Source organism: Teredinibacter purpureus (genome assembly GCF_014217335.1).
Taxonomy (GTDB): domain Bacteria; phylum Pseudomonadota; class Gammaproteobacteria; order Pseudomonadales; family Cellvibrionaceae; genus Teredinibacter; species Teredinibacter purpureus.
In genome coordinates, this window is the sequence record NZ_CP060092.1 from 1,508,037 (window position 1) to 1,532,620 (window position 24,584).

The window sequence follows — 24,584 nt, forward strand, 5'->3', positions numbered from 1 at the left end:
ATAATAAGCAGAATTTTTTGAGCTTATCGATCGGCCGTTATTCTACAGCACTTTGGTCAAAGTAAAGTTTTAGTGAAAAATATTTGAACGACAAAATTAAGCGGCTTTTTTCTGGAACGATTCGTAAGTTGCTACAGTCAAGACAATTGCGCCGCCGACAGCGATGTGGGGGGTTAAGGTTTCCCCAATCATCATCCAGGCGAACAGAGATGCGAGCAACGGTTGTAGGCAGCTTATAAGTGCCACGGTTTTTGCGCTTAATAGTTTTAAGCTAACGCTTAATAGTGTGTGGGCGCCGGCTGTACAAAAAATGCCGAGCAGCGCTAATAACCACCAGTTATGTAAATCGAGGGTTGCGACGGTAGGCCAATCCGTAAAGCCAACAAAAATGAGTGCTGTAGCAATGGTTTGGTGCAGCATTAAGTGGCTACTGGGAACGTGATGAGCTAAATATTTCTGGCTTGTATTGCGCAACGAAAAGAGTAAAGCAGAGGTTATTCCCCAAAACACGCCTTCTCGTATGTTGCCGCTAACGAGAGACTCTTCGCCAGAGACCATGGTAACAACACCGATAAAAACAATAATTGCGGCCGCTATATCAATGCCTTTAGGCGATGAGTGTCGAAAAAAAGGCTCGATCAAAACGGTTAAAACGGGGTAACTGAAGAGCGCAATAATGCCAACAGCAACAGACGAGACCTGCATAGCATGAAAAAATGTTACCCAATGAAGACCAAGAATAACCCCCAACCCGTAAACGATAATACTTGTTTTTATAGTGGGCAATGTTAATGAGTGACGGCGAATGAGTAGTAAGCAGGCAATACCCAGTGCGGCGATAACGCTACGAAGGTGCGTAATAGAGGTAGAGTCGAGTTGAATAGATTTAGCAAATAGCCCATTTAAGCTCAACAAGAAAACAGAGGTATACAGCGAAGCGAAACCCGACGAAAGAAAACGACTGGAAGTGGAGCTGATAGGGGTCGACAACGTGAGCGTCTCGAAAGTGACTGTGGCGTGTAGTGTACCGACAAACACCAATACCTACGATAGCCTATCCATGCCGTGCAAGTGATCGAGAACAATTTTTATGTAGATGTTTAGAGCTGTCCACGCTTGCGGCGTATAAGTTGGTCTATTAATGAACGGTTACCCTTTTTTAAAATGTGGTTATTGTTTGTTTTACGGCGAGGTCATTTTAGTCTACGTTATGTTTCATAACCCATAATGATGCATTCATGCGGCTCCATTTGATGTAAAGCATAATGGTAGACTGTTGCTGATGGTGTAATACGTTTGAGTTAATTCTATTGTCACAAAGGAGGTATTTTCGGATGTCATCAGTAGTAGAGCGTGCCGTAAAGCCTAATCGCTGGCCAGCCATCATGGATATAGTGCAGGGTGGTACGGGTTTATTCTTAGTGCTCTTTATGTGGACGCACATGTTTATGGTGTCCAGTATTCTTATCAGTAAAGACGCTATGTATTGGGTCGCTCGTATGTTCGAGGCTGAACCAATTTTTGGAAAACCCTACCCTGTACTGGTTAGCGGTTTCGCCGTTTTTATTCTAGGGTTGATTATTGTGCATGCCTTTTTGGCTTTGCGACGTTTTCCTAATAGTGCGGGCCAATACCGCACGCTTCATACTCATATTAGTGGCTTAAAGCATAGCGATACTACACTGTGGTATGTGCAGGTGATTACAGGTTTTGCGCTGTTTTTTATGGCCTCCGTGCACTTGTACCAGTTGATCTCTCATCCCTCCGATATTGGCCCCTATGCGTCGTCCGACCGCGTATGGACCGGCATGATGTGGCCGCTGTATTTGGTGTTGCTGTTTGTGGTCGAACTCCACGCAGGCATAGGTATTTATCGTTTAGTAGTGAAGTGGGGGCTATTCCTAGGTAATAACCCCAAGCGTAACCGCCGTCGCTTATATGTTATTAAATGGTTGCTCACAGCGTTTTTCCTTGTGCTCGGTATTGCTACCTTAGCGGCTTATATGAAGACCGGGTATGAGCATGCGGACCGGGCAGGCGAACGATACGTGCCGAGCCATTTAGAACAAACGGGCGCATCGCCTCACGGCCACTAACACTCAACGCCAACCGACCCGAATTTTGAATTTAAAAATCAGGACTCTGTAATGAAAACGATTTATACCGATGCTTTGGTAATAGGTGGTGGCCTTGCGGGCTTGCGAGCCGCGATAGGCGTTCGTCGTCAAGGCCATGATGTGATTGTACTCAGCTTAGTACCGCCCAAACGTTCTCACTCGGCGGCAGCCCAAGGCGGCATGCAAGCGAGTTTAGGTAATACACTAAAAGGTCAAGGTGATAACGAAGATATCCATTTCGCTGATACAGTAAAAGGCTCCGACTGGGGCTGTGATCAAGACGTTGCGCGCATGTTTGTCAACACTGCACCTAAAGCCATACGCGAACTTGCTGCGTGGGGTGTGCCGTGGGGGCGTGTTGAGCGTGGCGCGCACAACAGTGTTATAGATGGTAAAAATGTATCGCTTACCGAAAAAGACGAGGCTCATGGTCTAATTTCGGCCCGTAACTTTGGTGGCACACAAAAATGGCGAACGTGTTTTGTCAGTGACGGCACCGGCCACTCCATGCTCTATACCATGAGCAACCAAGCTGTTGCGGAAGATATTCCTGTGCACGAGCGCATGGAGGCTATCTCCTTAATTCATGATGGCGAGCGCTGCTATGGCGCTGTGGTACGCAATTTAATGACGGGCGAATTGCTCACCTATATAGCCAAAACCACCTGTATCGCCACTGGCGGTTACGGTCGCATTTATCGTGCAACCACTAATGCCGTCATTAATGAAGGTATGGGTACTGCCCTTGCGCTGGAAACCGGCGTGGCTACCCTCGGCAATATGGAAGCGGTACAGTTCCACCCCACCGGTATTTTTCCTGCGGGTATTTTGGTTACCGAAGGTTGCCGTGGTGATGGTGGCCTATTGTTGGATAAAGACCTACACCGCTTTATGCCTGACTACGAACCCGAGAAAAAAGAGCTTGCCTCGCGCGATGTGGTTAGCCGCTGGATGGAGCACCATATTCGCAGCGGCAAAGGTGTGCAAAGCCGTTTCGGTGAACACCTATGGTTAGATATTCGTTTGCTCGGTAAAAAACATATTGAAGGTAAGTTGCGCGAAGTAAAAGAAATTTGTGAATATTTTCTTGGCGTAAATCCCGTAACCGATTTAATTCCTGTGCGCCCATGTCAGCACTATTCAATGGGTGGCGTGCGCACCGATTACCGCGGAGAATCCCCCTCGCTTAAAGGGCTGTTTGCCGCAGGTGAAGCCGCGTGTTGGGATATGCACGGTTTTAACCGCCTTGGCGGTAACTCCGTAGCCGAAACTGTGGTCGCGGGCATGATTGTGGGCGAAAACATGGGCCAGTTTATTGGTGGTAGTGGAGCCGATATAAACGTATCTACGGCCCTAATTCGCGAGGCGTATAACAAGCAGGCTGAACGCTTAGCCGGTTATTGCAATAGCAACGGTGACGAAAACCCTTTCCACATTATGCGCGAAATGCAGGAGTTAATGAGTTCCAATGTGGCTATTTTCCGAGGCGGAGAAAAGTTACAAGAAGCGGTTGATCAATTAAAAGTGTTGGCTCAGCGCGCGAAAAATATAAAAGTGCACAGCAGTGCCCAAGGTGGCAGCCCTGAATTGGTTGCGGCCTACCGTGTAGAAAGCATGCTGCGCTTAAGCTTGTGTGTTGCGCAGGGCGCATTGGCGCGCGAAGAAAGTCGCGGCGCACACTACCGTGAAGATTTTAAATTACGTAACGATAAAGACTGGCTCTGCCGAACACTGGCGAGCTGGAAAAGCCCAGAAGACACCATGCCCACACTTAATTACGAGCCTTTAGACGTAACAACAATGGAAATGCCTCCGAATTGGCGCGGCTATGGGGCAAAGGACCGCATCGAACACCCCGATACGGAGCAACGTCAAGCCGTTGTGGATGCCGTAAAAGCCAAGCATGAAGGTGGTAATCGTTTTGACGCACAAAACGAACTCATGCCATTTGAGGAGAAGCTACCCGAAAATTTGCGTGGAAAAAATGCGCGTTTGGGTGAAAATGAAAACGGCCAGTTGGCGAACGCAGGTAAGTAAGAGGAAAATGACGTGAATACCATTCCTGTAAAACAAGTGGAAGCCGAACCTGGCGAATATAGAACTTTGAGCGTTAACGTGTTTCGCCATAACCCTATGGATGAAAATAGCGTGCCTCACTTCGAGACCTTTGAGGTGGAAGAAGCAGATTCCATGACTCTCTTTATTTTGCTTAACGAGATTCGCGAAAATCAAGACCCTAGCGTGCAATTCGATTTTGTTTGCCGCGCAGGTATCTGTGGCAGTTGTGCGATGCTTGTTAATGGTCGCCCCAAACTCGCGTGTCGAACGCTCACCAAAGATTTACCGGCAGTATTAAACCTTGCGCCTCTGCCCGGTTTTGAGTTGATCGGCGACCTTTCTGTGAATACCGGTAAGTGGATGCGTAATATGAGCGAACACTTAGAAACGTGGATTCACAATAAAGAGGAAGAACGTGATTTTTGCGAGATAGAAGAAAAAATGGAGCCGGAAGTTGCTGACAAAATTTACGAGCTGGAACGTTGCGTAGAATGCGGCTGCTGCATTGCCGCCTGCGGTACAGCGCAAATGCGAACCGATTTTGTAGGTGCCGTGGGAATCAATCAGTTGGCGCGTTTTAGAATAGACCCCCGTGACGATCGTACGGATGCCGATTACTACGAAGTGCTCGGTACTGAAGACGGTGTATTCGGCTGTATGACCCTGCTCGGCTGCGAGGATATGTGTCCGAAGGAGCTGCCGTTGGCTCAGCAAATTGCGTATATGCGTAGAAAAATGGCGTTGTCCGGCGTCTAGTCGTTCAAACCGTTTCTGACCTTAGCCTTCCAAGCCTTTAATAGACCTCAATGGACTATTAAAGGCTTGGTGTCTTGAAATTCTGTTATCCTCCTGAATCGACCCTAATCGCTGTTATAGTCCATTACTGTCTGTTCGAAAAGGCATTATAACGGATGGTATTCTCTTAAAAAACGCGCCTGAGCCAGAAGAGAAATCGTGAGCGAGTGAACGATTAATTCAAGCTTTTGACGTAGAGCCAGTAAACTGGTCTAGAATAGATTAATGGGGCTTTACTGCGGCTTTGCAATACAATACTGTATTGTCAGGCTGTCTATATCCTCTGTGTCTAGCGCAGATTATTGGCCATTGTTCCTCACTATTAAGCGTCCCTCTATTTTTGTAAAGCTATGAAAAAAGTAGTGTTTTCTTTTCTTTTCTCCGCTCTATTTATATTGGCGCCTATTGAGGTGTTGGCTGAAAAAGTTATAACGCACTGTATGCAGGGCGATAAAAGTTATACAGTCGATTTGCTGAAGCTAGCCCTTAATACACAAAAGTACGTATATGAATTAGAGCGTAACGATTGGTTTTGTTCTGAAAAGCGAAAGTTAAAATCTGTATTTGAACGTGACATTAAAATTATTTGGGCTGGCGCTAGCGTTGAGTTAGAAGAAAAGCTAATACCGGTACGTATTCCCATTTTTAAAGGTCTCACAAGTTATCGCGTGCTCCTCATTAGGAGAAGCGAGCAGGTAAAATTTTCGAAAATTCAGACATTAAGTGATTTTAAATTGTTGAGCCTTGGTCAAGCTGAAGATTGGGTCGACACAAAAATATTTCGAGCGTCTGGTATTCGAGTAGTAACATCTCACAGCTTCGAAGTATTGCCAAAAATGTTGTCTCATGGGCGCTTTGATGCTTTTCCTCGAGGAATACAGCAGGCATGGAATGACGCGCAACAGTTTTCTAATCTCGGCTTGGAAGTTGAGCAAGAATTGGCTTTTCATTACCGGTTGCCCTCCTATTTCTATTTATCTCCCGATAGCGCCGATCTCGCTAAAACATTAGAGAAGGGTTTGGAAGCGCTTATAGCCAGTGGTGAGTTCGATAGGTTTTTTTATTCTCACCCTCTTATTATTGAAGGTCTAAGAAATTTCAATATTAAACAGCGTAGAGTGTTTGAGTTGCCTAACCCCTTTCTACCTACAAAGGTTCCTACGGAACGCGAAGAATTATGGCTTAACTTTTAATAACACGTTTAGTTCTGGAGCGTGTGCCGGGTAACCGAAATCCCTCGTACTACTTTTACCCGTGGTGTGGTTGACCAGCGTAGGGTGCTGATACTCTAAAACTGATCGTATTCACACAATCTTAAGCGTTTGCCTTGTCTATTAACGTTTAACACTCCTTTTCGCCCAGCCGAGACGTGCCTATTTCTTGTTGTCGTCGGCGTCGATATTTTACGGGTTGATCGTTTGTTTGGCGCTAGTGTGGGCGTCTTAAGGGCCCGCCGTTGGCTCAGTAAATTGCGCGCATGCGTAGGCGTTTGGCTTTGGTAAAATAAGGGCGGTGCGGTGAACTTGGTTAGCCATAAATTGAATATGATGCGGCTTTATTATTTGCTCGCGTTCGGCAGGGAATTACAGTTTTACCGGTAGCATATTGACGGTAGGAGAAAGAAAAGCCTTTGCAAAATATACCTGATTAATCGTATCGCTAATGACCCTATTCTGAATAGGAATGGAATTTGAATAAGGTAGGACGTTTAGATGACGCTCAGCCGCGGTGCGGCTGAGCAAAAGGGTACTTACAATATTTTTTCGAGTTTAATCGCGGTTGGGCATCCTCCAGTATGGCGATAGCCTGCATACGGAGTGATTGTACAGTTAGAATTCATATTCGAACCTGTCCATGTCCAACTGGCAACAGGGCTTGGACCGCACAGAAAGCGTCTTTCTTTAGAGCCAGCGCTAACCCAAACACAGCCAGGCTCGATATAAGAGCCATATGGGCCAGTACTATACAAAAGCTGATCTGGTGTACTGGTATCGACTACCGGAGGAGTGCTTCCACCAGAGGAGGGTGCGCTGCCTAAGTCTAAGGTAAGGCTTTTTGTATCGCTGTAGCCGTCATTGTCGTTCACGGTTACCGTTCTAGTAAAATTTCCGTATGGTTGATTCACTGTTGAGTAAACTGCTATCCGGCCATTATCTTTAGTTGTCTGAGGGCTTCCACTCCATTGATAGTTAACGATATCTCCGTCTATATCGTAAGAGCCAACGGCTGAAAATTCGATAAACCAATGTGAATTGCTAGTTATTTGGTAAGGGGCTTTATAGTTAACAATGTTGGCCGTTGGAGTGTAATCGCACACTTCTATCGTTTGATGGCTAGTTCTCATATTTAGAGGAACGTCGCACGCGACAGTGATAGCGAGCCCTTGGTTGGAAAAGCCAATTAGCTCGGAAATAGTATAGTGAGAGCTACTGCTATTAAATACCGAGATGTGTTGAGAAATATAATGTTGTGGTGGTGCCGTTCCAATGCCTTGCCCGTTGCTGTAGCCGCAAATATTGTCATAAGAACATGTGGCAAGCTCTATGCCCCAGCATGAGGCCACTCCTGTGTATTCATAATATGTCGTTGTTTGGTCTACATTTCGACAATTTACTTCATCTCCACCAGCAAAAACACTGACGCTTAGCATCGATAAAATAAATACATAAACGTAAATTGATATTTTTTTCATTGAAAAATCCCGTTATATTTTAAGTGATTACCCCAATAGTTATATTGGCTCTAATTGTCATACCAATATGTTTTCAGTGTATTACAGCGTGTTGTTAATCCCTAAATGCATTGGTGCTTTTCAGTTGTAAGATATGTTTTTTTGTGAACTGTTAACGTGTTATGTAGGGTTGTTGCTTGCAGGTAAAAAATAGGCGTAGTTATTAAAGCGGTACTTTGAGGTTCGATATTTGGGTTGTTGCTTTTTAGGGCGTACTTTCGTTGCCGCTTATTTTTCGCAATGATTTTGATAAGAGGCAACCAAACATAGTCGTTTTTGTTCTGAAATCGACGGTGTGGCGTATCTCGCCTTGCAATAAAAAATTATGGAAAAAATTGTCGCGAATAATCTGCTTTCGGTTTACGCGTGATGTTTGCGTGCGAGTTATCTCCGCTGAAACGGAGAAAGGACGATGGGATAAGGTGGGTCGATGAGAGGGGGAGGGAAGGGGCGTTAGCGTTTAGCTGCAGTGAGTGGTAGAAAGGTGAATATTTTCATTCCAAGGGGGTGTTTCGATAAATATTGATTGGTTCGGTTCAGCTCGCAATAGGCTCTGACTCCAGTACGGCCTCAAACGTTTGCCGTTTTCCTTGTCGAATAACGTCTATGACTACTTCGTCACCCGGCCGAGACTCGCCTATTTCTTGTTGCCCCCAGCGTCCATCTCCTACCATTTGATTATTTATTCGCGTTATGACGTCGCCGGGCCGCAAGCCTGCTTTGTCGGCAGGGCCTCCAGTGTAAACGTGTGTCACAAGAACACCGTTGGTGGAGGTAAGGTTGAATGATTGGGCTAGCTGAGGAGACAGTGATTGTGCTTCGACCCCGAGCCAGCCTCGAACAATTCGACCAAATTCAACGATATCGTTGAGCGTTTGAATGGCTGTGTCGGCAGGAATAGCAAAACCAATGCCGCCCACAGAGCCGCTTTGGTCTAAGTTTGCGGTGTTAATACCTAATAAGTTGCCATGCGCATCGATGAGGGCTCCACCCGAGTTGCCGGGGTTAATAGCCGCATCGGTTTGAATAAAGTTTTCGAAGGCCGCAATGTTAAACCCACGCCTGCGTGTAGCGCTAACAATGCCTTGAGTGACGGTTTGACCCATGCCGAAGGCATTACCTATGGCTAATACGACATCCCCAACCATGGTGGTGTCTGGTGATCCTATGGGGATAGGGTTTAGGTTGTCTAAGTCAATTTTTAGGACGGCTAGATCGCTCTTACTATTAACGCCTTTTAGTTCTGCGTGCGCTTCGCGACCATCCGCCAGTGCGACAACAATTTCGTCGACGCCATTGATAACATGGTTGTTGGTTAAGATATAACCTTCTTTGCTGACGATAACACCTGAGCCGCGCGCGGATTGCATGCGCTGCTGGCGAGGGATGTCGGAATTATTGAAGTAATGGCGAAATAATGGGTCGTCAAATAGAGGGTGCCGACGAATATTGACTTGGGTGCGGGTATATATATTGACGACTGCTGGCGCAGCGCGAGCAACGGCGCGCGCATAGGAGGTAGTGCCCTGCCAGCCATCGTTTTCGGTGGGCGACAAAAAAGCCACTGGCCGCCCAATGGCCCCAGTTTGAATGACGGAGTGTTTAAACTCGGGAAAGAGTGTAAGTGCTATCAGAGCGCCGAGTAGCCCGATAACAACGGGCCATCGAACATAAACGAACGCTCTGTAAAGGGTATTCATACCGCACTGCTCTAATAATTATTAGGGTGAGTTTGCTACGTTGGCCGTAACTTATTGCTGTGTCGTCTTGCCTTACTATGGTGGGTTAGGCTGTTTTGCCTGGGTGGAAGTTATCGTGTTCTTTATTGTCGTCTTCGTTAAGGCCGTACTCTTCGCTTAGCGTGCCTGTTTGCCCTGGAGTTTTGGGCGCCCAGTCGCGGGGTGGTTCTGCCTGTATTTCATCGATTGCATTTGCGCTCTCAATCCCTAGCGTGCTGTCCCCAGCTTCTAGTATCTTTCGGCTAATTTCCGAGTTGGTGAGTTGCACGGCGCCTTTGGCTAGGTGTTCGTGTACTTCTTTGTAGTTTTGAGTAAGGTTGTGCACCAGTTTGGATGTCTCGGCGAAGTGCTGTGCCACATCTTGTTGGTATTGGTTTAGTTCTTCGCGGGTGAGTTGTAAGCTTTGCTCTAGCTCTTTCTGTTGCTCTGGCGGCAAAAGAGTTCGACTAATTACAGCGCCAAGAAGTCCGCCAATACAAAAAACGATCGCACCGACCATCACGAGAATTTCGAGTGAAAACAAGGTTAGCCTCCAAAAAAAGAATTCAGTCCTAAACAAACTGAATAATACACCAGAATGGTGAGGGGAGTTTGAAGTAGAGAACAGATTCTTTCGCAAAAGATTCTTTGTCGTTTGTTGAGACCCTTGTGTCGTTTAAATTGAGGTTCGCATGGGGTAGAGTAGCGGCTCGATAGCGGCAGCCTTTAAATCAAGTGCTATAGTGATTTCTTCCTTTTTTATCTGTGTCAATGTGTAGATGTTTTATGCCGGATTCCCCCCTTAGTCGATACCACCAAGATCTTCAGCGTTCAGGTTTTGTTGCTGATGAGTCGCAGTTAAATGCCGTTCGCTCTCTTGATGAGCTGTATCACTCGTTGGTAAAAAGCCACGATGGCTGCGAGTGGAAGAAAGCCCAAACGCCTACCGTATGGCGCCGTCTAAAAGGTGTGTTCAGTGGTTCGTCAGGAGTCAAACTGGAGTCTCATGGCTTATATTTTTGGGGTGGGGTAGGGCGAGGCAAGACATACCTAATGGATGTGTTTTTTGAGTGTTTGCCGTTCGACGCTAAAATGCGCACTCATTTTCATCGGTTTATGCGTAGGGTTCATCAAGAGCTGACGTCTTTAACTGAGCAGCAGGACCCATTGGAAATTGTGGCAGGTCGTTTAGCCAAAGAGGCGAGAGTGATCTGTTTTGATGAGTTTTTTGTGGTGGATATAACGGATGCCATGATATTGGCGGGTTTACTCGAGGGGCTTTTTGCCCGAGGGGTAGTGCTGGTGGCAACATCGAATATTGCACCGGGCGGGTTATATGAGAATGGATTGCAGCGCGCACGTTTTTTGCCCGCTATAGCGTTGTTACATCAGTATACGCAAGTCGTTAATGTTGATGGTGGCGTGGACTACCGCCTACGGGTGCTCGAAAAAGCTGCGCTCTATTATGTGCAGGGTAATGCTGATGTTCCCGCTCAGTTAATGGCTTGCTTCCACAATTTGTTACCTGACCCCTCTGCGGCGGAAGGTGATGTAATGCTGGAGATTGAGGGGCGTCACATTGAGGCGCGATACGTTGCTGAAGATGTTGTGTGGTTTCAGTTTGCTCACTTGTGTGACGGCCCTCGTTCGCAGAATGACTATATAGAGTTGGCGCGTGAGTATCATGCCGTGATTGTAGAGGGGGTCCCTTATTTTGATGGGCAGAATGATGATTTGGCTCGGCGTTTTATCTATCTAGTAGACGAATTTTACGATCGTAATGTTAAGGTGATTGTCTCGGCGGTAGCGCCTGCGCATCAGCTGTATCGTCAGGGCCGTTTAGGTTTTGAGTTCGAACGAACGGTTAGCCGTCTTCAGGAAATGCAAAGTAGCGAATACCTCTCTCAGCCTCATAAAGCCTGATGCGTAGTGAAAGGCTCAGTGTTTAATGTGTGTGCCAATGTGCCCACATCCCTCCGCCCTTAAGATTAACTTTTTATAACCAGTGGGCATAGCCTAAAAGCGGAACTACACTTACCTGTATGGCGCCTAAAACATGTTTTTAAGCAGAGTAGTGTCGATACGTAAGGCGAGTGGTGGAGGTGGATGTTTAGTTTGTTGAAGCTATACCGGTTTTGGTCTCTTTTTAGGAGAGGTGTGTTCGCCTTTGTGGGGCTAACGCTATTGCTGGCCCCAGCAGCGAATGTTTTGGGTAAAGACGATGCTCCTGAGCCGCTAACAGTTATTCACAGCATTAGTGGGTGGAGCCCCACTATGAAAGCGTTCCAAATGGATTTGATGAGGACGTTGTTACGCTTATCGTCTGAGGAGGAGGGCGATTATAACGCTGTTTTCGATGATAGAAATATGACAACAAGCCGCTCCATGCTAGCGACACGCCGAGGTGAAATTCACACGGGGTTGACCACCGGTTGGGGGGCGCTAAGAAACAGCAAGGAGCATGTGACGCTTTATCGTTATCCCTATTTAAAGTCATTGTTAGGGCTGCGGCGTTTTATCATTCGAGCAGAAGACCGAGAACGCTTTGAGTCTATTCGATCAGTTAAGGGGTTAAAGGGGTTTCGTGCGGGGCAGGGTGCCGGCTGGCCGGATACGCGAGTTTACCGTGAGGCCGGTATTGAGGTTGTTGAGGCCGAAAACTACCCCAGCTTGTTCCCTATGCTGGCCAAAGGCCGCTTTGACTTTTTACCGTTGAGCGTGCTGGAGGTAGAGGGTGCGCTAGCAGAGTTTGAAAAGGATTACCCGAGCTTAATCATTGCAGAAAATATGTATGTCTTTTACCCCATACCTTTGTATATAAGTGTTAGCAATACTAAGCCTAAAGTGTCTGAGCGATTGAAGGCAGGGCTGGATGTTTTGTTTGATCCAGACAGTCCTTTTGAACTTGACAATCTCATGTTGCGTCATTTCCCATTAGAGGGAGAGATTGAGATTGATGGTCGAGCCACGTTAATTACAATGAATAACCCTTATGCTGAGGCCGAAATTAACCTCACTATGTTGCGTTATTTTAGTGAACATTATCGTGTTACTCTCTCCCGCTAGCGTTTTCCCTCTCCACGTTCAGTGCTATGTCGACAACTCGCTTGAATATTGGTCAATCTTTCTGTAGAATCCGCGCTCCTTTCGCTGGGGCTGGTTTTCAGCTTGCAGCATTTGAATCATTTTTCCTTTAGAAACTCGTACCTTCGCAAGGCAGATAACATGAAGACTATTAGTGCCAAACCTGAAACAGTAAAACGCGACTGGTACATCGTTGACGCTGACGGCAAAACTCTCGGCCGTATGGCTGCAGAGATTGCTTCCCGCTTGCGCGGAAAGCATAAGCCTGAGTACACGCCTCACGTAGATACCGGCGACTACATCGTAGTAGTTAATGCCGAAAAAGTACGTGTGACGGGTAAGAAAGCGTCAGATAAGATGTACCACCATCACACTGGTTATATCGGTAACCTAAAATCAATAAGCTTCGAAAAGCTCATTGATAAGGCTCCCGAACGTGCCATCGAGGTTGCCGTTAAAGGCATGATGCCGAAAGGCCCCCTCGGTCGTGCAATGTTCAAAAAATTGAAGGTTTATGCCGGTGATGCGCATCCGCACACGGCTCAGCAGCCTCAAGAACTCAACATATAATTAGGAGCGAATAATGGCCGCTGAACAATATTACGGAACAGGTCGTCGTAAAACGTCGACCGCACGAGTTTTTATCTCAACAGGTAGTGGCATCATCACCGTTAATGATCGCCCTTTAGACGAATATTTTGGCCGTGAGGTTGCTCGCATGATCGTTCGTCAGCCGCTTGAAGCGACTGATAACGCCGAGAAATTCGACATAAAAGTCACCGTTAAAGGTGGTGGTAGTTTCGGTCAGGCTGGTGCAATTCGCCATGGTTTGACTCGCGCGTTAATGGTTTACGATGAAACCTTGCGTCCAACCCTTCGTAGCGCTGGTTACGTTACTCGTGATGCCCGTGAGGTTGAGCGTAAGAAAGTTGGTCTGCGTAAAGCACGTAAGAAGCCGCAGTTCTCCAAGCGTTAATCGATTTTTGCGAGGGCTTGCTTCTCGCATCAGTTGGTTCACAAAACGCCCAAACCCCTCTGGTTTGGGCGTTTTTGTATCGGTTATACCGGAGTGTTGGGCGGCTTTAAACGACCGTTTACCTTGTCACTTTGTGGGAATTTCTTTACCATATCGCCACTTTTTGTGGGGACGCATTCCCGTCAGAGCCTTCGCCGGTCACAACTTGTTCGTATGTGCCAGAATAAGTTAGTGCTAAAGCAGAGGCCATGCGTCACGCCCCAACTATAATAAACTCCGAACTATGGGGAGAATTAGGCTTTTACGCGCTCTATTGACTAGCCTACAGGTTGTTGTGGTGCGCAGAGCGGTTTTGGAAGCCAGCTCCAGACTAGATTTCGCTATTCATCTTAAAATATTAAAAATACGGGCCTTAAATCAGCCTTAATGGGAGATAAACGTCGTGAGTAATGACGGTGTGAATGAAGGGCGTCGCCGCGTGCTAACCGCACTGACGTCTGTTGTAGGTGCAGCGGGCGTCGTAGGCGCAGCGGTGCCATTCGTGGGTTCTTGGAATCCTAGCGCGAAAGCCAAAGCGGCTGGCGCTCCAGTGGAAGTCAATATTTCCAAGCTTGAACCTGGTCAGATGATGACGGTGGAATGGCGAGGCAAGCCAGTTTACGTATTCCGTCGCACACCAGAAGCTATGGCTTCTTTGTCCTCTATTGAGGGTCGTTTAAGAGACCCTGCATCAGAGGAATCTGTTCAGCCGGCCTATGCCCAAAACGCTACACGCGCGATTGAAGGTAAGGAAGACGTATCGGTATTGTTGGGGTTGTGCACTCACTTGGGTTGCGCACCTACCTACCGTCCTGAAGTTGGTGCAGAAGATCTTGGTGGTGACGAGTGGATAGGCGGATTTTTCTGTCGCTGTCATGGTTCCAAGTTCGATCTTGCGGGTCGAGTGTTTGAGGGCGTACCAGCCCCAATTAACCTCGAGATACCGCCCTATCAATATCTAAGTGACACGTTGTTGCTTATCGGCGATGACCAGGGGGCTTAAGGCTATGATGAATTGGCTAACTGGATTATGGAATTGGATTGACGCCCGTCTACCCGTGCAGCGTGCATGGGATACACACATGGCTAAATATTACGCGCCTAAGAATTTCAATTTTTGGTATTTCTTTGGTGTTCTTTCTTTGCTGGTATTGGTTAACCAGTTACTAACCGGGGTTTGGCTCACTATGAGCTATACGCCGAGCGCCGAAGGTGCTTTTGCTTCTGTTGAGTACATCATGCGAGATGTGCCTTACGGCTGGTTAATACGCTATATGCACTCCACCGGCGCATCCGCGTTCTTCTTGGTGGTGTATCTGCACATGTTTCGCGGCCTTATGTATGGCTCTTATAAAAATCCGCGTGAACTCGTATGGATTTTCGGTATGGTTATCTATGTCGCACTAATGGCTGAGGCTTTCTTGGGTTATGTTTTGCCTTGGGGGCAGATGTCTTATTGGGGTGCGCAGGTAATTGTGAATCTGTTTGGTGCTATACCCTATGTTGGTGAAGATCTAGTGCAATGGATTCGTGGTGATTACCTCATTTCTGGTGCTACCCTTAACCGATTTTTTGCGCTGCACGTGGTTGCTGTGCCCATCGTTTTGTTGGCTTTAGTGGTGCTGCATTTACTTGCATTGCACGAAGTGGGCTCTAACAACCCCGACGGTGTTGAGATTAAAAAGAATAAAGATGAAAACGGTATCCCTTTAGATGGGGTTCCTTTCCATCCTTATTACACCGTGCATGATTTAGTCGGTATTACGGTCTTCTTATTTGCTTTCTGCGGCATAATTTTCTTTGCTCCAGAGTTGAACGGCTATTTCCTCGAGCATGCTAACTTTGAGCAGGCGAACGGTTTGAAGACCCCTGAGCATATTGCACCGGTTTGGTACTTCACGCCTTTCTACGCTATTTTACGCGCGGTTACGTTCGATCTGGGCGGTGTGTTTACGTCTAAGCTATTGGGATTTATTGCCATGGCGTTAGCGATTGTGGTGTTGTTCTTCCTTCCTTGGTTGGATCGTAGCCCCGTTAAATCGATGCGTTACAAAGGTAATTTTAGCCGTATAGCATTAATTGTTTTTGCCGCAGCATTTGTGGTGCTAGGGTATTTAGGGCTTAACGCGCCATCTCCTGCTCGCACAGCTCTCGCACAGTTCTGCACCGTGGTCTACTTCGCTTATTTTATTGGCATGCCTTTCTGGACGCGAATGGAAAAAACGTTGCCAGAGCCCGAGCGCCTGCAGATGAAAGGCTTGCCTCTGCCGTTGGTACTTGGTGGGCTGGTGTTGTTCTTGGTGTTGGTGTTTGTGCCTATTAAAGCGGTTGCAGCTTCCGGCGGCGCTTGTGGCGCGGTTCCTTGTGACCACTTTGAAGCCGATCTTGGCGATAAAGAATCTCTTCAGCGCGGTGCGGCGACCTTCATCAATTACTGTATGGGTTGCCACTCGGCATCTTATTCGCGTTACGAACGAGTTGCCGAAGACCTCAATATTCCATTGGATCTCATGCTAGAAAATATGGTTTTCACTGATCAAAAGCTCGGCGAGCTTATGACTATTTCCATGCCTGCTGATAAGGCTAAAGAGTGGTTAGGGGCAACGCCTCCCGATCTTACGTTGGCTACGCGTGCGCGGTCTTCGGATTGGCTTCACACTTTCTTGCGTAATTTTTATCAAGATGACAGCCGTCCTACGGGCGTAAACAATAAAGTGTTTGAAAGCGTTGGCATGCCACATGTGCTGCTCGAGCTGCAGGGGCTTCCTGAGTGTGCCGCGGGTGAAAAGCTGGATAGTCATGGCGATGTTGTGCGTAACGATCTTGGTGAGGCTATCATGGCGTCGTGTGGCGCTTTGAAAGTGGGCAGCGTAACCGGTAGTTTGACTCCAGAAGAGTACGATCAAACCGTTTACGATTTGGTTAACTTTATGACGTATATGTCGGAGCCTGTGGCCGATAAGCGTGTTCGTATTGGTATTTACGTTTTCTTGTTCTTAGGTGTGTTGCTGATATTTACTTGGCTCCTAAACCGCGAATATTGGAAAGACGTACACTAGCAGTAAATTTGGTCGAAGCTGTTTCCAGCATCGACCATTCCTTTTGTATTTATCTATTTTGGGGATTTAAAATGGGAGTTGTAACTAAGCGCTCATCCATGACCTACTTTTCCGATGGCCGAGATCATTACAGTCATCGCGTACGTATCGTATTGGCGGAAAAGGGGGTAACGGTTGATGTGGTTGAAGTAGACCCTGCTGATATTCCCGCTGAACTCAGTGAAATCAACCCTTACAATTCGTTGCCGACGCTGGTTGATCGTGAGTTAACGCTGTATGAAACAGGCGTTATGATGGAGTACCTTGATGAGCGTTTTCCTCATCCGCCGCTGCTTCCTGTTTACCCTGTTGCGCGAGCAGAAAGCCGACAGTTTATCTATAGAATCGAAAACGATTGGGCGCCGTTGGTTGCAACTCTCGCTAATTCAAATAGCAAAGAAGCCATCGCGGCCGCCGCAAAAGAGTTAAAAGACAGCTTAGTGGCCATAGCGCCTATTTTCGGTGAAAAGCCATTCTTTATGAGTGATGAGTTTACGCTGGTCGATTGCTGTTTGGCGCCTATTTTGTGGCGTTTAGAAGCCTATGGTGTTGAATTGCCGAATACTCGCCAGGTGTTACCTTTGCTAGAGTATATGGACCGTATGTTCCGCAGAGAGTCTTTCCAAGAAAGCCTTACTGAGCTTGAACGCGAAATGCGACCACAGTTTGGTTAATGACATTGCCCGAGGCTGTCAGGCTCCACGATTGAATAGTGGGTGTGGTGGCGTCGGTTTTGTTTTTTTCTTTTATCTATTAACGATGTATCTCGAGTGACGCCAATGGCGATGACTTCAAGTAGACCTTATCTTCTTCGTGCTCTTTACGAATGGATTGTGGATAACGACTTTACGCCCCACGTTGTAGTGAATGCTTTGGCGGGTGAGGTGGAAGTTCCACAGAAATATGTGAATAAAGAAGGGCAGATTGTTCTGAATATAGCCCCTCGTGCGGTTGCCAGTTTAGAGATTGGCAACAAAGCTGTGGTCTTCAATGCTCGCTTTGGCGGAATTCCTACCGATATTTATGTGCCATGCCATGCCGTATTAGGTATTTATGCGCGCGAAAACGGTCAGGGCATGATGTTCGAATCTGAACTGCCTACTGAGCCAGACCCTAGTTCACCAGATGAAGGGTCGCCTTCCGAACCTGCGCGTCGACCCAGTTTGCGGGTTGTAAAGTAGAAGCTTCCACCTTCATTTCTTTGTAGAGGTATAAGAGGCGGGACACGCCTTTTATACCCTCCGCCCTTAATTTTTAGTTTTTATATAGCTATTAATTCTAGCCTCTCCTGCTAATAGCGCTTTCCTAGTGCTCTTGATCCCATACAATTAGGGAGCAACCCTACAAAAAATATAAGTATCTAAAGGAGGTCTCATGGCTTTGTTACAGCATGCATACGGTATTATGACGAATCCGTCGGCAGAATGGGTGTCAGTTCGAGACGATAATAGTTCATTCAAGCAGGTTTTTTTGAGTCACGTTCCCTTTTTGGCCCTTATCCCGTCTTTGGCGTCTTTCTATGGCGTTACTCAAGTTGGTTGGAGCGTTGGCAGTGGAGATCCTATTAAGTTAAGTATTGATTCGGCCGTTTCTTTGAGCGCGTTAACCTATGTTGCGTTACTCGCGGGCGTCTTTATTCTTGGTGAATTTATTAATTGGATGTCACGTACCTATGGTGTGTCTGACTCTAAAGAACGGCGGCATCATGCGGGCACCGCTTTAGCAGTGTGTATTACTACCCCCTTATTTTTGGCCGGTATATTCTTGCTGAATCCGTCTATTTGGCTTAATGCCGTAGCAATGATCGTTGCAGGAAGTTATGCGGTATACCTCATATTTGAAGGCATGCCAATCGTCATGAGTATCGATAAAAATAGAGCATTCATGTACTCATCATCGGTGATCACTGTAGGCTTAGTGCTTATGGTTTCAGCAATGATAGGGACCGTTTTAATCTGGGGTATGGGCATTGGCCCAATCTATATCGATTAAAGCTTAGCGGCGCCTTTTTTTATATTTTACCTTTACGTAAAGCGCGTACTGCACGCGTTTCGTACTTCGGGCCACCTATACTAATGTCTTCACCCGAAAAGTTTCACGTTATGTGTCATTAGCGAGGGTGGAGCATGTTAGGACGTAATGTTATGCCCAGCAATAGTAGCCGTATCACTTTTCCTGCCATTCTAGATTTTGAAGCCTCGGGGTTTGGTAGCTCTAGCTTTCCTATCGAAGTTGGTGTTGTGCTCTCTTCGGGGCAGCGTTATTGCGCGCTTATCCGGCCACATAAAACCTGGACTCATTGGAATAGTGAGGCCGAACAGTTGCATAAAATCTCTAGATCTAAACTTGTGGAGTGCGGTAGGCCCGTGCAAGAGGTGTGCGCAGAATTAAACGAATTAGCCGGTAAAACTGCGCTCTATAGTGACGGTTGGACACATGACCATTCTTGGTTGATTCGGCTATATCATGCTGCTGCAATGGCGCCTACATTCAAGCTAAGCCCTATTGAAGCTATCGCGACCGAACAGCAGTTAGGGTGTTGGGACGACACCAAAAAAAGCGTGCAGCAAAATCTAGGTGTGCTGCGCCATAGGGCAAGCAGTGATGCGTTAATGATCCAGCAAACCTTTATTGAGTCACGGAGGAGGGCCGAGGTGGATTGTGCCCGCCTGGAAAGTGCAACGAATGTTTCCCCTGTGCCCAGAGTGAATGATTCTTTGGCTTCGGTTTATTCTCCAGGCTCTGTCCTTAAGTCCAAAGTTAACTAGTTTAGAACCTAACTTTCGTTGAGTAACGGTGGTACCGGGCAGTCTAGCGAGTCGGCGATTGCACGATATAGTTCGCCTTCTACTGGTGTAACAACGCCATCTGCGGCGATTACTTCCGCTAATGCTTTTAATAAGCGAGGCTTTTGTAAAAGTTTAAGTGCCGCGAGTTTTTCTATTGCGGTGTCTATCTCTTTGAATGAATAGTTACCCGAATTTAGTGTGAACTTTGCGTTTTTTAAACCGAGGTGTTCTATACCTTTTTGAAACGCCCCACCGGGCGATACGCTTTTGCCTGCATGCACAACTAGGCTAAAGATCAAGCTGACTTCGTTGGTTAGCTGTTGCAAACTGTAGCGCGGCTCGGGTGTGTAGGCTTCTGTATTGTTGCGGATAATTCGAAATACGCACCATTCAAAAAGACTAACATGTGAATCAGACTTGATAAGTGCAACCAAGTTATTTTTGAATACGGTGTACTGTGGTTGTGAGAGAAGTTTAAGTGCTGGAATAGCCATCTCAATTAGTGCTACGTGCTGTTTTCTTTCTAACTGAAAAACGTAATGAGCGAGTTTTTTCATTACTTTGAAAGTCGCAGGATGCGCCTGGTCTTTTAAGTGTCGAACCTGCTCGTTTCGAACATCCTTTTTTTTGTCTAACAAAAGGCAATAAATGAGTGCGCGAGCACTAAACGGCTGATGGGCGGCATCACGCAGGTTCTGAGGAATAGAGTGGATTAAGGTTTGTGCGTATCGCAGGTGGTTGCTGTCGGGCTCGCCGATACTGTCGACCACACCCATCGTAAAAGCCGACATGGACGCCTGATGCGTTGCTGACGGTTGTGCGAAGCTAGACGTTTGTTGATCTGTTTGTGCGGTATGTTCTATGGGTTGTGGGTGAATATAGCCCCCGTTCCAGCTCGGTATCACACGTTTAATTCGTGTATGCAGTGGAGGGTGGGTTGCCATTAGCGCACTAAAGGCCGTCTTAATACCTTGGCCAAAATACATATGACTAAATTGAGCAGCGTTAGCATTGTCTAATAGCGAGCCGGTGTCGTAACCGCCTATTTTTTTAAGTGCATTGCCAATACCTTCTGGGTTTCGCGTATATTGAACGGCAGACGCATCGGCCAAAAATTCTCGTTGCCGACTTACCGCAGCTTTAATCATATTGCCAAAAAAGGTTCCGCCATACCCAATCGCGACAAGGGCGAAACCTAGGCTTATTTGTGCTGACGCGTTTTTTGAGCGCGGGCCATGATAGCTAGAGTTATAGCGGCGTCGACGCCCGTAATGATAACCACCGGTGCCTTGTAATATGAAGGCACCTATCAAGCCAATAACGAGTATGCCGTGTAAAAGTGCTACGAGTCGCGTATTCAGCCGCATATCGCCATTATGTATATGACTAAACTCGTGGGCGATCACACCTTGTAATTCTTGCCTATTCAGTAGATCTATACAGCCTCTTGTAATACCAATAACGGCATCTCGCCTAGATAAACCTGCTGCAAAAGCATTGATGCTGCTTTCTTCTAACACGTAAACGGGTGGAGTTGGGTTGCCGGAAGCAATGGCCATTTCCTCGACTACATTTAACAGTATTCGGCTTTGGCCTTCGCTTCCATCGTAATGCAGTAGTTGTCCTCCTAGTGATTCAGCGACTTTCTTTCCGCCGCCGCTAAGTTGGGAATACTTAAATAACGTTCCCATTGCGACCACGGATGAGACGCTAATCGCGATAATCAAAGCATTTTTGGTTTGAAGAAACGTCAATAAATGCTCGGTCATCGACATTTGCTGCGCAGCGACAATTTCTATACTTGTTGTATGTAGACCAAGATAATAAATGAATACGCCGATCACCGTGATGGTGATAGCCACTAAGGTCAATACTGCGAGCACCAATAGTAGTACTAGCAGGGTTGTTTTTTGTCTGGCGCTATCTTGATGCTGGAAGAAATTCATAGGTTCAATAATTCAGTCCGGTAACATTAAAACGAGATTTTAGGGGCCTGTTGAATTTGCGCGCTGTCTTCAAATTCTAGTAGCTCTGCATCCTTGTTGTGCCCGAAGAAGTTGGCAAAAAACACGGGCGGAAAGCTCTGCCGGAAAATATTGTATTCGGTAACCGAATCGTTGAAGGCTTGGCGGGCAAACGCGACGCGATTCTCTGTAGAGGAAAGTTCTTCAGTGAGTTGTGCCATATTGGCGCTAGCTTTAAGGTCTGGATAGGCTTCCATCACCATATTTAAACGCCCGAGGGCACCGGCAAGCATACCTTCTGCGTTGCCCAACCCCTGCATTGCGGAAGGGTCGCCAGGGTTCTGTGATGCGGCTTTTAAGCCGGAGAGTGCGGTGTTTCGCGCGCTTATGACCGCTTCTAAGGTTTCTCTCTCATGAGATAAGTAACCCTTTGCAATCTCTACGAGGTTTGGAATGAGATCGTAGCGTCGCTTTAATTGAGTCTCGATTTGCGCAAACGCATTTTCGAATCGATTTTTAAGGCTTACCAATTGGTTGTAAATGGAAATGATGTAGAAAACCAATCCGACGAGTATGACGAGAGTAACGATTGTTGAGACGGACATAGGTAGCGCTCCTGCGATTGATGTTTGAATAGTCTAACGAGCTGTTCTGAGAATGCCAAGTGGCGTTTATTGATGTTGCCCGTGTTAGGGGGTGACACCAATACGTTAAGAACTGCGCCAATATTATTAACATTAATGGGCTAAAGCATACGCTGTAGAAAGATGCGTGTATTCTAATCTTTCAGTAGGATGGGAATTGGTTGACGCTTTATTATAAGGAGTCGGTTATATGAGAGATGATATTGTTGTAGTGGGGCTGGCAAGAACGGCTATGGGCGGTATGCAGGGTGTTTTTTCCGATACTCCAGCCACAATTTTGGGAGGCAAAGCCATAGAGGGCGCACTGCTCGATGCTGGATTAGACCCCGCCGATGTGGACGAAGTCATTATGGGGTGTGTGTTGCCCGCAGGCCAAGGTCAGGCGCCTGCACGCCAAGCATCTCTCGCTTCGGGTATATCGACGTCTGTGCCCACAACAACGCTGAACAAAGTGTGTGGCTCCGGCATGAAGGCCGTCATACTGGCTCATAACGCACTCGCAGTGGAGGCTGCTTCTGTCGTGGTGGCCGGCGGAATGGAAAATATGACACGAGCACCGTATTTACTGGATAAAGCACGCACTGGCTTTCGGCTGGGTCACGGTGAAATCTACGATCATATGTTTTTAGACGGCCTGCAAGATGCTTCTACCGGCGAACTTATGGGTCATTATGCGGAAGCTACTGCGGATAAGTATGGCTTTTCGCGCGAGGTACAAGATAACTTTGCCATCCAATCGTTAACACGTTCTCTACAGGCGATTGAGGAGGGCCGGTTTAAGCGAGAGATTACACCGGTTGTTTTAAAAAGCCGCAAAGGCGAAACGGTGATAGATACCGACGAACAGCCCGCGAATGCTAGACCAGATAAAATTCCAGGTTTGCGGCCAGCGTTCAAGAAGGAAGGTACTGTAACCGCTGCAAATGCGAGTTCTATTTCAGATGGCGCTGCTGCGCTGGTGTTAATGCGGGCCGGCAGTGCAAAAGCACAAAATATTAAGCCTATTGCGCGTATTGCTGGCTTTGCTGAATATGCTCATGAACCCGAATGGTTTACAACGGCACCTGTCGGAGCTGTTAAGGCGTTATTGGAGCGCACGAACTGGTCAATAGAGAGTGTCGATTTGTTTGAGGTCAACGAAGCTTTTGCCGTTGTAACTTTAGCCGCAATACAAGAGCTGGCTTTGCCTCTTCATAAAGTGAATGTGAATGGTGGCGCTTGTGCGTTGGGGCACCCACTTGGCGCCTCAGGTGCGAGGGTGTTGGTTACGCTCATTGCTGCGCTTGAGGCGCAGTGTAAAAAACGAGGCATTGCAACTTTGTGTATTGGCGGCGGCGAAGGTATTGCTATGGCTGTTGAAATACCTTAATACCTCGCAACGAGGAATACCGAAAAACGCTATTCAATATATTCAATGGCTCGTACAACTTTTTTAACGCCACTGGTATTGGCGACAACGTCGGTTATTTTGTCTGCTTGTACTTGCGTCATAATGCCCATTAGATAAACGATGGCATCTTCAACAACAAGTTCAACACGAGAAGAGTCTATATCGTTGTGGGCGAGCAATTTCGTTGCAATTTTTATCTCCAAATACCCGTCGTTTGTTCGTGAAATAAAACTCGTTTTGGGTTGGATTTGTAGCTCGTTATAAACCTGTCGCACACGGGAGACATTGCGAGCCGTTTCGCCTGCCAGAGTATACGCTTGCTTAGTTTCAACCTGTCCTGTCATTAGTACAGTTTGATTAAAACAGTAAATGTTAATGTGCGCTTGATCCAGTTCTTCACTCGCTTTTTTTAAATTCACGGCCACAATCGTACGTAGATTAGAGTCGTCTATTTTATTGCCGAATGAGCGGCGACCGGGATCCGTTTTTATAGGGCCAGATGTGGTCGCGTCAACAAGAGAAACGCAACCGCTTAAAAGAGAGAGGAGAAAGGCACTTAAAATGAATGCTGAAAATTTGGCCATAGGTATGGTTATTCTATCCCGAATAATGTGTTGTCGATAAGGTCGCACAAGCAAAATATGGTGAGCAGGTGAATTTCATGAATGCGGGTTCTGGAGTTGATGGCGGCACAAATCTCAATATCATTGGTATCTAGTAGTGACGATTGATCGCCGCCATCACGGCCTGTGATAGCCACGACCTCCATCCCTCTGTCACGCGCAGCGCTAACTGCGGCGACTAAATTGGCAGCGTTACCACTGGTACTTAACGTGATGAGAATGTCGCCTTCATGCCCGAGTGCGCGGATGGGCTTTGCGTATATGTCGCTATAGTTATAGTCTGCTGCGATGGCGGTATAAGTGGATACGGAGCTGCCTAACCAGATAGCGGGTAAACTAGGCCGTTCTTTTTCGTACCTATCGATAAGAGATGACGTAAAAATTTGTGCAAGCGCAGAGGATGCGCCGTTTCCGCAAATGAGTATTTTCTTGTCGTTTAGCAGTGCGTTTACAATCTTGTTGCTCGCAGCTTCTATCGAGGGGGCGAGTTGCTCGCCAACCTGCATTTTGGATTCGACACTACTCTGAAATAAGGCGTAAATTCGTTGATTCATACTG

Annotated in this window: 22 protein-coding genes and 1 pseudogene; 15 read left to right on the top strand and 8 right to left on the bottom strand. The window is 46.9% G+C overall.

The features are described from left to right. Nucleotides 1-96: 96 nt before the first annotated feature. Entirely contained in the window at nucleotides 97-1,038 is a 942-nt protein-coding gene (locus tag H5647_RS06720) for a DMT family transporter (RefSeq protein ID WP_236074804.1), read from the bottom strand. Nucleotides 1,039-1,385: 347 nt separating this feature from the next. Between H5647_RS06720 and H5647_RS06725 the strand changes: the two are divergent. The 4 genes and pseudogenes from H5647_RS06725 to H5647_RS06740 form a co-directional block, all read left to right on the top strand. After that, nucleotides 1,386-2,000 (top strand): annotated as a pseudogene (locus H5647_RS06725) (fumarate reductase cytochrome b subunit); the annotation flags it as partial. 147 nt (nucleotides 2,001-2,147) lie between these two features. After that, complete coding sequence (locus H5647_RS06730) at nucleotides 2,148-4,154, top strand: fumarate reductase flavoprotein subunit (protein ID WP_045857324.1); 2,007 nt, start codon at nucleotides 2,148-2,150, stop codon at nucleotides 4,152-4,154. Between the two features lie 12 nt (nucleotides 4,155-4,166). Continuing rightward, a complete protein-coding gene (locus H5647_RS06735) occupies nucleotides 4,167-4,931 on the top strand; it encodes a fumarate reductase iron-sulfur subunit (protein ID WP_045857326.1) in 765 nt (254 codons plus the stop codon). A gap of 389 nt (nucleotides 4,932-5,320) precedes the next feature. Beyond that, on the top strand, nucleotides 5,321-6,163 hold the full coding sequence (locus H5647_RS06740; protein ID WP_052691911.1) for a type 2 periplasmic-binding domain-containing protein: 843 nt from the start codon (nucleotides 5,321-5,323) through the stop codon (nucleotides 6,161-6,163). A gap of 557 nt (nucleotides 6,164-6,720) precedes the next feature. On the opposite strand, the gene H5647_RS06745 is transcribed toward H5647_RS06740, so the two are convergent. From H5647_RS06745 to H5647_RS06755, 3 genes are all read right to left on the bottom strand, one after another. Then, nucleotides 6,721-7,662: a hypothetical protein gene (locus H5647_RS06745; protein WP_045857328.1), complete on the bottom strand. Its 942-nt coding sequence runs from the start codon at nucleotides 7,660-7,662 to the stop codon at nucleotides 6,721-6,723. A gap of 575 nt (nucleotides 7,663-8,237) precedes the next feature. Then, nucleotides 8,238-9,401: a S1C family serine protease gene (locus tag H5647_RS06750; RefSeq protein ID WP_045857329.1), complete on the bottom strand. Its 1,164-nt coding sequence runs from the start codon at nucleotides 9,399-9,401 to the stop codon at nucleotides 8,238-8,240. Between the two features lie 85 nt (nucleotides 9,402-9,486). Continuing rightward, the gene (locus H5647_RS06755; RefSeq protein ID WP_236074805.1) at nucleotides 9,487-9,963 is read right to left on the bottom strand and encodes a YhcB family protein; all 477 of its coding nucleotides are present in this window, start codon (nucleotides 9,961-9,963) and stop codon (nucleotides 9,487-9,489) included. Nucleotides 9,964-10,205: 242 nt separating this feature from the next. On the opposite strand from H5647_RS06755, the gene zapE reads away from it, so the two are divergent. The 10 genes from zapE (at nucleotide 10,206) to H5647_RS06805 (ending at nucleotide 19,384) form a co-directional block, all read left to right on the top strand. Continuing rightward, on the top strand, nucleotides 10,206-11,342 hold the full coding sequence (zapE, locus tag H5647_RS06760) for a cell division protein ZapE (RefSeq protein WP_045857331.1): 1,137 nt from the start codon (nucleotides 10,206-10,208) through the stop codon (nucleotides 11,340-11,342). Nucleotides 11,343-11,576: 234 nt separating this feature from the next. Continuing rightward, on the top strand, nucleotides 11,577-12,485 hold the full coding sequence (locus H5647_RS06765) for a hypothetical protein (protein WP_162926310.1): 909 nt from the start codon (nucleotides 11,577-11,579) through the stop codon (nucleotides 12,483-12,485). Between the two features lie 159 nt (nucleotides 12,486-12,644). Then, entirely contained in the window at nucleotides 12,645-13,073 is a 429-nt protein-coding gene (gene rplM / locus H5647_RS06770; RefSeq protein WP_045857333.1) for a 50S ribosomal protein L13, read from the top strand. A gap of 13 nt (nucleotides 13,074-13,086) precedes the next feature. Further along, nucleotides 13,087-13,479, top strand: coding sequence for a 30S ribosomal protein S9 (gene rpsI, locus H5647_RS06775; RefSeq protein WP_045857335.1), 393 nt, complete (start codon nucleotides 13,087-13,089; stop codon nucleotides 13,477-13,479). A 442-nt stretch (nucleotides 13,480-13,921) separates the two neighbouring features. Then, complete coding sequence (petA, locus tag H5647_RS06780; protein WP_045857337.1) at nucleotides 13,922-14,521, top strand: ubiquinol-cytochrome c reductase iron-sulfur subunit; 600 nt, start codon at nucleotides 13,922-13,924, stop codon at nucleotides 14,519-14,521. 4 nt (nucleotides 14,522-14,525) lie between these two features. After that, nucleotides 14,526-16,577, top strand: coding sequence for a ubiquinol-cytochrome c reductase (locus H5647_RS06785; RefSeq protein WP_045857339.1), 2,052 nt, complete (start codon nucleotides 14,526-14,528; stop codon nucleotides 16,575-16,577). Nucleotides 16,578-16,648: 71 nt separating this feature from the next. Beyond that, nucleotides 16,649-17,290 (top strand): glutathione S-transferase N-terminal domain-containing protein, encoded by a 642-nt coding sequence (locus tag H5647_RS06790; protein WP_045857342.1) that lies wholly within the window; start codon nucleotides 16,649-16,651, stop codon nucleotides 17,288-17,290. Nucleotides 17,291-17,395: 105 nt separating this feature from the next. Further along, on the top strand, nucleotides 17,396-17,797 hold the full coding sequence (locus H5647_RS06795; protein WP_045857344.1) for a ClpXP protease specificity-enhancing factor: 402 nt from the start codon (nucleotides 17,396-17,398) through the stop codon (nucleotides 17,795-17,797). A gap of 193 nt (nucleotides 17,798-17,990) precedes the next feature. Next, entirely contained in the window at nucleotides 17,991-18,608 is a 618-nt protein-coding gene (locus H5647_RS06800; protein ID WP_045857345.1) for a Yip1 family protein, read from the top strand. 152 nt (nucleotides 18,609-18,760) lie between these two features. Beyond that, the gene (locus H5647_RS06805; RefSeq protein ID WP_236074807.1) at nucleotides 18,761-19,384 is read left to right on the top strand and encodes a hypothetical protein; all 624 of its coding nucleotides are present in this window, start codon (nucleotides 18,761-18,763) and stop codon (nucleotides 19,382-19,384) included. 8 nt (nucleotides 19,385-19,392) lie between these two features. Here the strand turns inward: H5647_RS06805 and H5647_RS06810 are convergent, their stop codons facing one another. Both H5647_RS06810 and H5647_RS06815 read right to left on the bottom strand, forming a co-directional pair. After that, nucleotides 19,393-21,351, bottom strand: a complete 1,959-nt coding sequence (locus H5647_RS06810; RefSeq protein ID WP_045857346.1) for a M48 family metallopeptidase — start codon at nucleotides 21,349-21,351, stop codon at nucleotides 19,393-19,395. Between the two features lie 26 nt (nucleotides 21,352-21,377). Beyond that, the gene (locus H5647_RS06815; RefSeq protein WP_045857347.1) at nucleotides 21,378-21,974 is read right to left on the bottom strand and encodes a LemA family protein; all 597 of its coding nucleotides are present in this window, start codon (nucleotides 21,972-21,974) and stop codon (nucleotides 21,378-21,380) included. Between the two features lie 229 nt (nucleotides 21,975-22,203). Here H5647_RS06815 and H5647_RS06820 point away from each other — a divergent pair, with 229 nt between their 5' ends. Further along, entirely contained in the window at nucleotides 22,204-23,382 is a 1,179-nt protein-coding gene (locus tag H5647_RS06820; RefSeq protein WP_045857348.1) for a thiolase family protein, read from the top strand. Between the two features lie 29 nt (nucleotides 23,383-23,411). On the opposite strand, the gene H5647_RS06825 is transcribed toward H5647_RS06820, so the two are convergent. Beyond that, nucleotides 23,412-23,987, bottom strand: coding sequence for a BON domain-containing protein (locus H5647_RS06825; RefSeq protein WP_045857349.1), 576 nt, complete (start codon nucleotides 23,985-23,987; stop codon nucleotides 23,412-23,414). 8 nt (nucleotides 23,988-23,995) lie between these two features. Further along, nucleotides 23,996-24,580, bottom strand: coding sequence for an SIS domain-containing protein (locus H5647_RS06830; protein WP_045857351.1), 585 nt, complete (start codon nucleotides 24,578-24,580; stop codon nucleotides 23,996-23,998). Nucleotides 24,581-24,584 lie beyond the last annotated feature (4 nt).